Annotated in this window: 13 protein-coding genes; 5 read left to right on the top strand and 8 right to left on the bottom strand. The window is 66.1% G+C overall.

Annotated elements, in window-relative coordinates; translation table 11 throughout:
- The 4 genes from ABYB95_RS07065 to ABYB95_RS07050 form a co-directional block, all read right to left on the bottom strand.
- Positions 1-1152: dihydroxy-acid dehydratase (locus ABYB95_RS07065; protein WP_372657773.1), on the bottom strand; the 1152-nt coding region annotated here is incomplete at its 3' end.
- Between the two features lie 63 nt (positions 1153-1215).
- Entirely contained in the window at positions 1216-1905 is a 690-nt protein-coding gene (gene pgl / locus ABYB95_RS07060; protein ID WP_372657772.1) for a 6-phosphogluconolactonase, read from the bottom strand.
- A 158-nt stretch (positions 1906-2063) separates the two neighbouring features.
- Positions 2064-3539, bottom strand: coding sequence for a glucose-6-phosphate dehydrogenase (zwf, locus tag ABYB95_RS07055; RefSeq protein ID WP_372657771.1), 1476 nt, complete (start codon positions 3537-3539; stop codon positions 2064-2066).
- Between the two features lie 105 nt (positions 3540-3644).
- On the bottom strand, positions 3645-4658 hold the full coding sequence (locus ABYB95_RS07050) for a PfkB family carbohydrate kinase (protein WP_372657770.1): 1014 nt from the start codon (positions 4656-4658) through the stop codon (positions 3645-3647).
- A 144-nt stretch (positions 4659-4802) separates the two neighbouring features.
- On the opposite strand from ABYB95_RS07050, the gene ABYB95_RS07045 reads away from it, so the two are divergent.
- From ABYB95_RS07045 to ABYB95_RS07025, 5 genes are all read left to right on the top strand, one after another.
- On the top strand, positions 4803-5804 hold the full coding sequence (locus ABYB95_RS07045; protein ID WP_372657769.1) for a sugar ABC transporter substrate-binding protein: 1002 nt from the start codon (positions 4803-4805) through the stop codon (positions 5802-5804).
- A gap of 212 nt (positions 5805-6016) precedes the next feature.
- A complete protein-coding gene (locus ABYB95_RS07040) occupies positions 6017-6946 on the top strand; it encodes an ABC transporter permease (protein ID WP_372657775.1) in 930 nt (309 codons plus the stop codon).
- Between the two features lie 135 nt (positions 6947-7081).
- Complete coding sequence (locus ABYB95_RS07035; RefSeq protein ID WP_372657768.1) at positions 7082-7882, top strand: ATP-binding cassette domain-containing protein; 801 nt, start codon at positions 7082-7084, stop codon at positions 7880-7882.
- Between the two features lie 109 nt (positions 7883-7991).
- A complete protein-coding gene (locus tag ABYB95_RS07030; RefSeq protein ID WP_372657767.1) occupies positions 7992-8444 on the top strand; it encodes an RbsD/FucU family protein in 453 nt (150 codons plus the stop codon).
- A gap of 142 nt (positions 8445-8586) precedes the next feature.
- Positions 8587-9744 (top strand): ROK family protein, encoded by a 1158-nt coding sequence (locus ABYB95_RS07025; protein ID WP_372657774.1) that lies wholly within the window; start codon positions 8587-8589, stop codon positions 9742-9744.
- Positions 9745-9781: 37 nt separating this feature from the next.
- On the opposite strand, the gene ABYB95_RS07020 is transcribed toward ABYB95_RS07025, so the two are convergent.
- The 4 genes from ABYB95_RS07020 to ABYB95_RS07005 form a co-directional block, all read right to left on the bottom strand.
- Positions 9782-10447: an ABC transporter ATP-binding protein gene (locus ABYB95_RS07020; RefSeq protein WP_372657766.1), complete on the bottom strand. Its 666-nt coding sequence runs from the start codon at positions 10445-10447 to the stop codon at positions 9782-9784.
- Positions 10444-11448 (bottom strand): tRNA (adenosine(37)-N6)-dimethylallyltransferase MiaA, encoded by a 1005-nt coding sequence (gene miaA, locus ABYB95_RS07015; protein ID WP_372657765.1) that lies wholly within the window; start codon positions 11446-11448, stop codon positions 10444-10446. The genes ABYB95_RS07020 and miaA overlap by 4 nt, the downstream gene beginning before the upstream one ends.
- Positions 11449-11491: 43 nt before the next feature.
- On the bottom strand, positions 11492-12787 hold the full coding sequence (locus tag ABYB95_RS07010; RefSeq protein WP_372657764.1) for a multidrug effflux MFS transporter: 1296 nt from the start codon (positions 12785-12787) through the stop codon (positions 11492-11494).
- Between the two features lie 62 nt (positions 12788-12849).
- On the bottom strand, positions 12850-13521 hold a 672-nt coding region (locus ABYB95_RS07005; RefSeq protein WP_372657763.1), incomplete at its 5' end, for an alpha/beta hydrolase.

Raw genomic sequence — 13521 nt, 5'->3', positions numbered from 1 at the left:
GGCGGCCAGACCCTGGCCCATCACGGTGGTCACATCGCCGTGCAGCAGACCGGCTGCGAGCAGTTCTTGCATCAGGTAGCCCATGCCGCCGGCGGCGTGGAAGTGGTTCACGTCGGCGCTGCCGTTGGGGTAGACGCGGGCCAGCAGAGGCACCACGTGGGAGAGCTCGGAGAAGTCGTCCCAGTCGATCACGATGCCTGCGGCGCGCGCCATGGCGACCAGGTGCATGGTGTGGTTGGTGGAGCCGCCGGTGGCGACCAGACCGATGATGCCGTTGACGATGGTCTTTTCCGTCACGATGTCGGCCAGGCAGATGGCTGAGCCGCCAGCGCGGCCGGTGTTGAGCACGGCGCGTTTCACCGCTTCTTGCGTGAGCGCGTCGCGCAGCGCGGTACCGGGGTTGACGAAGCTGGAGCCCGGCAGGTGCAGGCCCATGATTTCCATCAGCATCTGGTTGCTGTTGGCGGTGCCATAAAAGGTGCAGGTGCCCGGGCTGTGGTAGGCCTGCGATTCGCTTTCGAGCAGGGCGTCGCGCCCCACCAGGCCTTGCGCGTACTGCTGGCGCACCTTGGCCTTGGCGTCGTTCGACAGGCCCGAGGTCATGGGGCCTGCGGGCACGAACACCGCGCTCAGGTGGCCGAACTGCACCGCTCCCATGAACAGGCCGGGCACGATCTTGTCGCAAATGCCGAGGAAGAGCGCGGCATCGAACACGTTGTGCGAGAGCGCCACGGCGGTGGACAAGGCGATCACATCGCGCGAGAACAGCGAGAGCTCCATGCCGGCCGCGCCTTGCGTGATGCCGTCGCACATGGCGGGCACACCACCGGCCACCTGTGCGGTGGCACCCAGGGTGCGCGCGTGCGCGCGGATGTATTCGGGGTAGTGCTCGTAGGGCTGGTGGGCCGAGAGCATGTCGTTGTAGGCGGTGACGATGCCCAGATGCGGCGAGCGCTCGGCGTGGATTTTCAGCTTGTCGCTGGCGGGCAGGGCGGCCGTGGTGTGCGCCATGTTGGCGCAACCCATGCCGGCGCGCTGCGGGCCGGTTTTGCGCTGGTGCTCCATGGCGTTCAGATAGGTGCTGCGCGGCCCGGCGCTGCGTTCGATGATGCGCTGGGTGACTTTTTCAAGCGTGGGGTGGAGGGTGGTCATGGGGCACTCACTTACTTTATAGGGCGGCTAGGCGTTGCGCCGCGAACAGGTGATCGGGGTGGTTCACGCGATCCAGACGCTGACCGGCGTTAGGTGCTGGTGCAGCACCAACGACACCGGCAGCGCCGGGTCTGGGTTTTTGAGGGCTTGCCGGTACACCGCACGCTTGGCGTCGCCTGCGATGGACAGCACCAGCGAGCGGCAGGACAACAAGGCGGGCAGGGTGAGGCTGAGACGGGCGTGAGGCGCGGTGGCGGGTGTGACCCAGGCCAGCGGGCCGTTGCTGCGCAGAGCTGTTTCCAGTCCGGGCGCGCCGGGGAACAGCGAGGCGGTGTGGCCGTCTTCGCCCATGCCGAGCACGGCCACGTCGATCGGCCAGGGCAGGGCGGCCAGGCGCTGGTTGGCTTGTTGCACCAGCGTGCCCAGCGTGGCGGGGTTGAGCTGCGCGGGCAGCGCGTCGAAAAAGCACAGCAGCGTGGCGGCGGCGGCGGCGTCTTGCAGCAGGTGCTGGCGCACCAGAGCGGTGTTGCTGTCGGCGTGGTCGTGGGGCACGCAGCGCTCGTCCACCAGCAGCAGGTGCACATGGTGCCAGTCCAATGGCAGCACGCGCAGCTGTTCAAACAGAGCGATCGGTGATTTGCCGCCCGATACCGCGAGCACCGCCTGGCCGCGCGCGGCAATGGCCTGGCGCAGTTCATCGGCCAGGGCGTGGGCCAAGGCGGCGGGGGTGGCCTGAAGGTGTTCAGAATGCATGGGGTCTGGTGGTCGGTATCAACAGCGCGATATGGCTTGTGCAAGCGCTGCCTCAAGGCCGGGATGCAGGGCGCACCGTGCAAACCGTGTGGCCGGGCCGCAGGACCTGCCCCCTACCACTTGTGACGGGGAGCAGGTTGCGAGCGGGGCGCAGAGGCTCACACTTCCTCCACCCAGGCCGAGTTCTCGCGTGCCATCAAGGCCGACGACGCGGCCGGTCCCCAGGTGCCTGCGGTGTAGGCCTTGGGTTTTTCGTTCAGGGTTTTCCAGCCTTCCAAAATGGGGTCGACCCAGGTCCATGCGGCTTCCAGTTCGTCGCGGCGCATGAAGTGGGTGAGGCGGCCTTTGACCACGTCCATCAGCAGGCGCTCGTAGGCTTCGGCACGCCGCTCGACGAAGGCGGTCTCCAGATCGAGGTTGAGGTGCACCGGCCGCAGGCGCATGCCGCTGCCGGGCTCTTTGGCCATCATCTGCAACTGCACGTGTTCTTCGGGTTGCAGGCGGATCATCAGCCGATTGACCGATTGGCGCGGCGAGTCGGTGAAGATGGTGAAGGGCAGGTCGGCGAATTCGATGATGATTTCCGAGCGGCGTTCGGCCATGCGTTTGCCGGTGCGCAGGAAGATGGGCACGTTGGCCCAGCGCCAGTTGTTGATGTGGGCACGCAGCGCCACAAAGGTTTCGGTGCCGCTGGTGGGGGGCACGTTGTCTTCCTGCAGGTAGCCGGGGGCCGAGCCGTCTTTGGACGCGCCCGCGCTGTACTGGCCACGCACCGTGTCGCGTGCCACGTCGGCCACGGTCATGGGGCGCAGCGAACGCAGCACCTTGAGTTTTTCGTCGCGCACGGCGTCGGGGTCGAGCGAGACCGGCGGCTCCATGGCCACGATGCACAGCAGTTGCAGCAAGTGGTTTTGCACCATGTCGCGCATGGCGCCGGTGCCGTCGTAAAAACCGGCCCGACTGCCCACGCCCACCGATTCGGCCACTGTGATCTGCACGCTCTTGATGTGCGGGCTGCGCCAGAGCGGCTCGAAGATGGTGTTGCCAAAGCGCAGCACCATCAGGTTTTGCACCGTCTCTTTGCCCAGGTAGTGGTCGATCCGGAAGATTTGCGATTCCTGGAAGTACTGGCCGACTTCGTCGTTGATCTTCTGCGCCGAGGCCAGGTCGTGGCCCAGGGGCTTTTCCAGCACGACGCGGGTATTGGCATCGATCAGCGAGGCGTGGGCGAGGTTGGCGCAAATGCCGGTGAACAGGCTGGGTGCGGTGGCCAGATAGACCACGCGTTCCGATCCAGGCTGCATGGCTTGGGCCAGCGCGGCGTAATCGGCTGCCTGTGTGGCGTCCAGGCACACATAGTTCAGGCGTTCCAGAAACCCCTGCCAGCTCGCGTCGTCGCGCACCTTGGCGTCGATGAAGCCCGACACCTTCTCCTGCACAAACGCCAGGAAAGCGTTGCGGTCCCAGGGTTGGCGGCCCAAGGCGTGGATGCGGGTTTTTTCGGGCAGGTTGTGGTGCAGGTGCGCCATGTAGAGCGCCGGGAGCAGCTTGCGCACCGAGAGATCGCCCGCGCCGCCAAAGATCACCAGATCGAGCGGGGAAGCAGAGGGGGTGGAGGACTTGGAGGTGGACATGTCTCTAATTTAGTTACTGATTTGTGGTAATTCTAATGTAATCAAGTTACATGTCCAGTTCTTTTTAAGGGTTTTCTGCCCTTGCTGGATACAACCCGAGGGGGTTCACAGTGCGCGGAAAACGGGGCTGGCGGAGGCGACACGGTCCTGCACCTGGCCCAGGCTGGGGGGTACACAACCGGTCTCCATCACGCACAGGCTGGCACTGGCGATGGCATGGCCCAGGATGTGCTGCACGTCGGCGTCGTCCAGCCGCACGTCCACGGCCTTGCTGGCGTGCTGCATGGCCGGGCGCTGCAGCAAAGCCACCAGCATGCCGGCCAGAAAGCAGTCGCCCGCACCCACGGTATCGGCGACCTTCACCGGTACCGGCTCTGCGCCGTGCCAACCGTGGCCATCGCGGTGCAGCAGCACCGCGCCTTTGGGCCCGAGCGTGAGCGCCAGCCATTCGGCAGGTGTTTGTGCCAGCAGGTCGCGCGCGCCCTGCAGCGGGTCGCTGGCCGTGAAGCCCAGCGTGAGCAGATCGTCGTCGCTCACCTTGACGATATGCGCCTGGCCGAGCGCGGCCATGACGCTGGCCTGGTAGAGCGCCATGTCGGGCACGATGGCCGGGCGCAGGTTGGCGTCCACCACCACCAGCCGCCCGGCGGCGCGCTGGGCTTGCAGCCAGGGCAGGTACTTGTCCTGGTCGTCGGCGACCAAGGCCAGGCAGCCGGTGGCCACCACCGAGAGCGACGCGTGTTCGGCGCATTGGGCCGTCATCTGCACGGCATTCACCTGCCGGTCGGCCACGCCTTCCCGGTAGAAGCTGTAGCTGGCCTTGCCTTGCTCGTCGATGCCGACCACGGCCAGCGAGGTCGGTTCGTGCACCGGTGTTTCTTGCGCCAGCCTCACCCCAGCCTGGTGGATGGCCTCGGCCATGCCGCGCCCGAACCGGTCTTTGGACAGGGGATTGAGGTAGAGCGTGCCCACGCCCTGCAGCCCGAGTGCACGGGTGAGGTTGTAGACCGCGCCGCCGTTGCAGGGACGCAGACGGCCATCGGCCTCCTGGATCATGTCCATCAGGGCTTCGCCGGCGGTGGCGACTTGTAAAGCTGTGTTGGGGCTAGGGAAAACCATAACTAAATCCAATTGATTTATTAATATGAACCGAACTATAGTTCAGCCACTCCGCAGCGCAAAGCGTGAAAACCCGAAGAGGGACGACTGCCGAGGTTTGAGTTTCACTTCTTCACCTTTCTACATTCCATCGAGGAGACCTCCATGAAAAAAATTGTTCCCGCTCTCATTTTTTCCACTCTGGCGTTGGCCCTGGGCACCGCCACCGCTGCCGAGCCCGTGATCGGTCTGATCACCAAGACCGAGTCCAACCCCTTTTTCGTGAAGATGAAAGAAGGCGCCGAGGCCGAAGGCAAGAAGCTGGGCGCCAAGGTCTTGTCCGCTGCGGGCAAGATCGACGGTGACAACGCCGGCCAGGTGACCGCGATGGAGAACATGATCGCTGCGGGCGCAAAAACCATTCTGATCACCCCGTCCGACGCCAAGGCCATCATCCCCGCCATCCGCAAGGCCCAGGCGCAGGGCGTGATGGTGATCGCACTCGACAGCCCGACCGATCCGGCCAGCGCTGTGGACGCACTGTTCGCCACCGACAACTACAAAGCCGGTGTGCTGATCGGGCAGTACGCCAAAGTGGCCATGGCCGGCAAGAAGCCTGTCATCGCCACGCTCGACCTGTTCCCAGGCCACCCGGTGGGCGCGCAGCGCCACAACGGTTTCCTGAAGGGATTTGGCCTGACGGCGCCCGATGCCAAGAGCAACGAACTCGGCGGCGCAGCGGCCGGCGTTGTCTGCATGGCCGACAGTTTTGGCGACGCGGCCAAGGGCCAGACCGGCATGGAAAACTGCCTGCAGAAAAACCCCGGCATCAACCTCGTCTACACGATCAACGAACCCGCTGCGGCCGGTGCCTACAAAGCGCTCAAGGCGGCTGGCAAGGAGAAGGACGTCATCATCGTGTCGGTGGACGGTGGCTGTGCCGGTATCAAGGACGTGGCCGCAGGCGTGATCACGGCCACCTCGCAGCAGTACCCGCTGAAGATGGCTGCCATGGGCGTGGCCGCTGGCGTGGAATACGCCAAGACCGGCAAGAAAGTCAGCGGCTACACCGACACCGGCGTGACCCTGATCGCAGGCAAGGCCGTGGCCGGTGTGGACAGCAAGGACACCCAGGTTGGCATGGACCTGTGCTGGGGGAATAAGTAAGCGATAAAGGGCTCCCCCCTGCGCCGCTGCGCGGCTTCCCCCCCCTCTGGCGCCTTCGGCTGGGAGGGGGGACGGCACCATCGGGCCGGCTGAGCCGGACCCTAGGTGCCCCTGGAGGGGGCACCTCGTGCTTCTGAATTGCTCTTCGGAGCGGTCGTTGAATCTCTGTTGGGAGAACTTTCTTGAACACACTTAAAGCCAAACTCCCTCCCATGGGAACGCTCGGGCCATTCATTGCCCTGATCGGGGCCTGCATCTTCTTCTCGACCCAGAGCGATCGATTCCTCTCGGTGCAAAACTTCTCGCTGATCCTGCAGCAGGTCATGGTGGGGGGCACCATCGCCATCGGGCAGACCCTCATCATCCTGCCCGCGGGCATCGACTTGTCGTGCGGGATGATCATGGCGCTGGGCAGCATCGTCATGACCAAGATGGCGGCCGACTTTGGTCTGTCTGCGCCCATCGCCATCCTGCTTGGCATCGGTGCCACCGCCCTGTTTGGCCTCGCCAACGGCCTGCTGGTGACCAAGGCCAAGTTGCCGCCGTTCATCGTGACGCTGGGCATGCTCAACATCGCGTTTGCCGTGACCCAGCTCTATTCGGGTTCACAAACCATCACCGACATTCCCGACGGCATGCTCTGGCTGGGCAATTCGTTTCGCATCGGCGAGTCCAACGTCGTCTACGGCGTGTTGCTCATGCTCGCGCTCTACCTGATCACCTGGCTCTTCCTGCGCGAGACCGCGCCGGGCCGCCACATCTACGCCGTCGGCAACAGCCCCGAAGCCTCAAGGCTGACCGGCATTTCGACCGACCGCGTGCTGCTGGGCGTCTATGTGCTCGCCGGCGTGTTCTATGGCATCGCTTCGATGCTGTCGGTGGCGCGCATTGGTGCCGGGGACCCCAACGCCGGGCAGACCGAAAACCTGGACGCCATCACGGCGGTGGTGCTGGGCGGCACCAGCTTGTTTGGTGGCCGCGGCATCATCCTGGGCACCCTGGTGGGCGCGCTCATCGTCGGTGTGTTCCGCAACGGCCTCACGCTCATGGGCGTGTCGTCGGTCTACCAGATTCTCGTCACCGGCATCCTGGTCATCCTGGCCGTGATGACCGACCAGATGTCGCGCAAAGGAGTCAGGTAATGAGGCACCCCCTGCGCCGCTTCGCGTCTCCCCCCTTAAGGGGGGCCACGCCAGTGGCCCGGCAAAGCCGGTCCCACGGCGTGTGCTGGATCTGCACCTCTGCGTGCCCAACCTCCTTCCCTCTGGAGAACTGACATGACCCCCTCAAGCACTTCTCCTCTCGTGATCCAGGCCAAGGGTCTGGTCAAACGCTACGGCCAGGTGACCGCGATCGACGGTGCCGACTTCGAGCTGCGCGCCGGTGAAATCATGGCCGTGATCGGTGACAACGGCGCTGGAAAATCCTCGCTGATCAAATGCCTGGCTGGCGCCACCATTCCAGATGAGGGCGAGATCTACCTCGACGGTGAGCGTGTGCACTTCAAGAGCCCGATCGACGCACGCCGTGCTGGCATTGAAACCGTGTACCAGGACCTCGCAGTGGCGCCAGCCATGACGATTGCCGAAAACCTGTTTCTCGGCCGCGAGATCCGCCGCAAGGGATTCATGGGCCGCGTGCTGCAGATGATCGACAAGAAGGAGATGCTGCAACAAAGCATCGCGCGCATGAACGATCTCAAGGTCGGCATCCGCTCCATGACGCAGGCGGTGGAAACGCTCTCGGGCGGTCAGCGCCAGTGCGTGGCGGTGGCGCGGGCGGCGGCGTTTGCCCAGCACGTGGTCATCATGGACGAGCCCACCGCTGCGCTGGGGGTGAAGGAGGGCAACATGGTGCTCGAACTGATCCGCCGCGTGCGCGACAAGGGGCTGCCGGTCATTCTGATCAGCCACAACATGCCACACGTGTTCGAAATCGCCGACCGCATCCACATTGCCCGGCTGGGCAAGCGCGCTGCCATCGTCAACCCCAAGACCATCAGCATGAGCGACACCGTGGCGGTGATGACCGGTGCCAAAGAGGTGGCGGATTTGCCGCCCGAGGCGTTGGCGCACTAGGGCCTGTTCGGATTGGCGCTGTTTTCACCCCTTTTGCACTTGGAAACACTTGGAGAAAATAGTGTGACCAGGCCCTAGATGACTCCCCCCTGCTACCGAAAAGAACACCATGCTCAAAGGCATTGATCCCGTGCTCAGTCCCGATCTGCTCAAGCGGCTGGCCGAAATGGGGCACGACGACACCGTGGTGCTGGCCGATGCCAACTTCACCGCCATGAGCCTGGCTGCCGGCAAGCCGGTGCTGCGTTTGCCTGGCGTGGACATGGTGCGCGCCATGCGTGCGGTGGCGAGCGTGCTGCCGCTGGCGCAGGATGTGGCTTGCCCGGTGGCATTCATGCAGGTCTGCGACGCCGAGGCGGGGTACCGCTCAGCCGTGCAGCGTGAGGCGCTGGCGGTGTTGACGGCAGACGGCTTGCGGGACGATCAGATCGAAGCGGTGGAGCGTTATGCCTTTTACGAACGCGTGCGCAAAGCCTATGCCATCGTGGTCACCGGCGAGCTCCAGCCCTGGAGCAACTTCATCTTGCACAAGGGCGTGCTGAGCGCCGCGCTGCGCGCCTGAGCCGCGAGGACGGTGCGTGTCACACTCTCGGACTGTGAGCGATACCACCCTGCCATCTCCTGCCGCCTTCGAGGCCGCCGACAGCCTGTCTGAAAGCGCCGGGGCCACCCGTCTGCGCCAGCGCGGCTCCAACCAGGTGGGCATGCGCCAGTTCAACGAGCGTGTGGTGTTGCAAGCCTTGCGTGCGCACGGCAGCTGCCCCAAGGCCGAGCTGGCGCGCCTCACTGGCCTCACGGCCCAGACCATCGGCCTGATCACCGCGCGGCTCGATGAGGACGGTTTGCTGATTCGCGAGGCGCCGCTGCGCGGGCGCGTGGGCCAACCCTCGGTGCCGATAGGCCTCAACCCCGACGGCGCGTTTGCCGTTGGCATCAAGATCGGTCGGCGCAGCACCGACTGGTTGCTGGTCGATTTTTGCGGCCAGGTGCGCAAGCGCCTGGTGCTGGACTACCCGTTTCCCGACAGCGCCGTGTTGTTGCCGGCGATCCAGGACAACCTCAATCGCCTGCTCGACGGTCTGGGCGAACTGCGCAGCCGTGTCGTTGGCGTCGGTGTCGCCGCTCCGTTCCAGTTGGGTGGCTGGCACCGCATGCTGGGGCTGACCGAGACCCAGTCGCAGGCCTGGAACGACCTCGACCTGGGCGCTCGGGTGCAGGAGATGACCGACCTGCCCGTGAGTTTCGCCAAGGACACCGCCGCCGCCTGCGTGGCCGAATTGTTGCAAGGGCGCGGGCGCGACATCCGCAGCTTTCTCTACCTGTTCATGGACACCTTCGTCGGTGGCGGGCTGGTGATCAATTCGCACCTGCACCGGGGCGAGCGTGGCAACGCCGGTGCGGTGGCCTCGCTGCCGCTGGCGGTGGCGGCCGGCGGCGACGCGCCGGCCTTGCCTGCGCAGCTCATCAGCCAGGCCTCGTTGTGGGATCTGGAGCAACGTTACCGCGAACACGCGCTGGACCCGATGGCCGCCTACGATGCGCGCGCCATGCAGGCGCCCTGGTTGCCTTTCACCCGCGAATGGATGGCACGCGCCGCCCTGGCCCTGGCGCAATGCGTGGTCAGCGGGACCGCGTTTCTGGATCTGGATGCGGTGGTGATGGATGGCTCGGCCGCGCCCGGTTTGCTGCGCGCTTTGCTCGAGCAGACCACCGCCGCGCTGCAGGCCTACAACTGGGAGGGCATGCAGCCGCCCCGGCTGGAGTTGGGCAGCATGGGATCGGACGCGCGCGCGCTCGGTGGGGCCTTGCTGCCCTTGCACGCCTGTTTTGCGCCCGACCACGATCTCTTCCTGAAAGTCTGAGCACGGAGTCGCGCGGCGCAGGTTGCGGTTGCGGCGATCAGGCCGGTCGGGGCGCCACCGCCTGCAGCCCTTGAGCGCTCAAATGCAGCACCCGGTCCGCGCGCCCAGCGGCGGCTTCGGAGTGGGTCACCAGTACCAGAGAGGCGCCGCTCTCGCGGGCCTGGGCGTGCAGCACCGCCATCACCTGGGCGGCCGTGCCCGGGTCGAGGTTGCCGGTGGGTTCGTCGGCCAGCAACAGGCTGGGCCGGTGCACCAGGGCACGCGCAATCGCCACCCGCTGCAACTGCCCGCCCGAGAGTTGCGCTGGCAGGCGCTCACCCAGGCCGTCCAGCCCCACCGCCTGCAGCACCTGGCGCACACGCGCCGGGTCGGGCCGGTGCAGCAACAGCAAGGGCAGGGCCACGTTTTGGGCCACGTCCAGGTGCGGCAGCACATGAAAGGCCTGGAATACAAAACCCAGTTTTTCGCGCCGCCAGTGCGCACACTGCGCTTCCGTGAGCGTGCCCAGGTCGACGCCGTCGTGGTGGATGCTGCCCGCGCTCCAGTCGTCGAGCGCGGCCATGCAGTTGAGCAGGCTGGATTTGCCCACACCGGATTCGCCCACGATGGCGACGAACTCGCCGGGCGCCACGCTCAGGCTCACGTTCTGGAACACCGGCGTGTCGCCGTAGCGTTTGCCCAGCGACTCCAGCACCAGGCTCATGGCCGTGGCTCCAGCGCGGCTTGGGCCGCCTGCAGCACTTGTTCAAGTGCGTCGGGCGCGTCGCAGGCGATGGTGCAGCGCTCGGTCATGGAGCGCAACCAGGTGATCTGGCGTTTGGCCAGTTGGCGCGTGGCGGCGATGCCCAGCTCGCGCCAATGCTGGCTTTGTGCGGCGCTGGGTGTGCCGCCGCCGCTTGCGTCCAATATCTCCCAGGCCTGGCGGTAACCCACACAGCGCATGGACGGCAGGTCCGGGTGCAGGTCGCCGCGCGCACGCAAGGCCCGCACTTCGTCCAGAAATCCCGCCGCCAGCATGGCGTCGAAACGCTGGGCGATGCGGGCGTGCAACCAGGCCCGGTCTTGCGGTTCGAGCGACAAAAAATGCCGGGGTGCGAACAGGCTCGCCTGGGCGGCTTGTTCGCCGGTTTGCAGGGCCGAGATGGGGCGGCCCGCCAGCTCAAACACTTCCAGCGCCCGCTGTATGCGTTGGGAATCGTTGGGGAACAGGCGCTGCGCCGTGACCGGATCGACCCGCGCCAGTTCGGCGTGCATCGCCGGCCAGCCCAGCTCGGCGGCGCGCCCGGCGATGCGTTCGCGCACGGCGGCGTCGGCGGCGGGCATGTCGTCCATACCCTGCATGAGGGCCTTGAAATACAGCATGGTGCCGCCCACGAACAAGGCGGTGCGCCCGCGCGCGTTGATGGCTTGTACCAAGGGCCGCGCATCGCGCGCGAACTCGGCGGCGCTGTAGGCCTGCAAGGGGTCGCGGATGTCGATCAAATGGTGCGGCACCTGGACCTGCTCTTGCGGGGTCGGCTTGGCGGTGCCGATGTCCATGCCCCGGTACACCAGCGCCGAGTCCACACTGACGATTTCCACCGGCCAACGTGCCGCGATGGCCAGCGACGCCGCGCTCTTGCCCGAGGCCGTGGGCCCGGCCAGTGCCAGGCAGTGGCTGGCCCCCGACGGCAAGCGCGCGGCGGGTTCGGGCTGGTGGGTCATGGGCTGGGCGGGCAGCCGGCGTGGGCGTTGGGCAGCATGGTCATCAGGCCAGCGGCGGCGCGTCCTGGGTGATCAGGCGTTCCGGTGCGGCCGAGCTCTTGCCGTGGCGTTGCACCAGTGTCCAGGCGGTGAGGCTGAGGACCACGCTCCAGAACCACATGCCGTTGGTGAGGGGCAGCACGTTGCCACCCGCCGAAGCCGCCGCCGCCATGCTGGAGCCCAGCCAGATGCCCATGGCAAATGCGGTGGCCATCATCATGAAGCCGCTGAGCGCCGAGGCCGCGCCTGCGGTCTTGGGAAACGGCCCCACCGCGCCACTTTGGCCGCAGGGCTGGTGCACACCATGGCCCACCATGTACAGGTACACCGGCAGCATGATGGCCCAGGTGTTTTGAACGCCCAGCAGCGCGAGCACGCCCATGCTGGTGCCAGCGAACAAGGAACAGGCGCCGGCAATGGCCACGGTGCGGCGCACGCCAAACGCGGCCAGCAGGCGCCGGCAGAGGAAGGTGCCCGCGATGTAGCTGAGCGACATGGAAAACATCAGCAGGCCGTAGACGGTGGTGGACAGGCCCAGCACCTTGATGAAGATGAAGGACGACGACGCCAGAAAGGTGAACAAGCCACCAAAGGAGGCGGTGGACAACAGGGAGAAGGCCCAGAACGTGGGGTGGCGCAAGATGCCGGCCCAGGCGCGCACCAGGTTGCGCGGTTGCAGCGCCTGCAGGTTTTTCTGCGGCAGGGTTTCGTGGAAACGCCAGATCACCAGCGCCAGCGTGGCCGCGCTGAAAACGGTCAGCGGCAGCAGGGCCACGCGCCAGCCAAAGTGGTCCGCCAGCAGGCCACCGGTGGGTGCTGCCGCACAGGCGATGATGCCCAAGCCGGTGAGCCCCTTGGACATGACACGGGCACCCTCGGCGGGTGCGTACAGGTCGCGCACAATGGCGCGCGCGCACATCACGCCGGCGCCCATGGCCACGCCTTGCGCGATGCGCCACAGAATGAGTTGCTCCATGCTGGACGCAAACGTGCTGCCGATCGCGGCCACCATATAGGTGGACAGGCCCAGCAGCAAAATCGGGCGGCGGCCGAAACGGTCCGACAGCGGCCCCCAGACCATTTGCGACAAACCAAATGCGAGCAACAGCGCCGTGAGCGTGAGCTGGGCCTGCGACATCGATGCGCCCAAACTCTCGCTCAGAGCGGGCAGGGCCGGCAGGTACAGGTCGGTGGTGATCGGCTGCACGCCCATCAGCATGGCCAGCACCAGCACCGTCAGACCGGGGGACATGGCAGCGGGCGGGGCGGCGGGAGACAAGGTGGCGGGTTGGGGGGACATCCGTCTGAGGTTAGCAGAAACCCTAGGTTGGCACCGCCGTGCCCCGGGGCAAAGCCAAGGGCTCAGTGCAGTCCGAACAGCTCGGCGAGCGCCACGCGGTACTGGCTCTGGCCCAGGGCATGCGTGTTGTGGTGCGAACCGCCTTCGACCAGCACCAGCGCCTTGCGGCCAGTGGCGGCCTCAAACAGGCGCTGCCCGAGTTCCGGCGGGATCAGCTGGTCTTGTGTGCCATGCACCACCAGCAGGGGCGAGCCGATGGCCGCGACCCGCTTGACCGCTTCAAAGCGCTGGGTGATCAGCGGCCCCACCGGCAACCAGCCCCATTTGAAGCTGCTCACCACATCGGGAATCGAGGTGAAGCTGCCCTCCACCAAGGTGCCGGCTTCGTCGTCCACCTGGGCGGCCAGCTCGATGGCGATGGCAGCACCCAGCGAGTGGCCAAAGATGTAGCGCGGTCGGTTCGGGTATTGTTGGCCCAGCCAGTCCCAGGCGGCGCGGGCGTCTTCGTAGGCCATGTCTTCCGAAGGCAGACCGGGCGAGCTTTTGCCAAAACCCCGGTAGTCCACCGCCAGCACCGAAAAGCCCAGCTCGTGCATGCGGCGCGCCCGAAAGGCCGAGCCGGTGACGTTGTAGCGCGCACCGTGCAGATACAGCAGCACCGGGGCATTGGCCTGACGGGCCATGTTTTCGTGCGCCAGCCACAGGCCGTGCAAGCGCACCGGCTGATCGTTTTG

It is taken from the genome of Hydrogenophaga sp. (assembly GCF_041633695.1).
Classification (GTDB): Bacteria; Pseudomonadota; Gammaproteobacteria; order Burkholderiales; family Burkholderiaceae_C; genus Hydrogenophaga.
The sequence above is the reverse complement of the archived record's forward strand: the minus strand, read 5'-3'. Positions and strand labels throughout refer to the sequence as shown.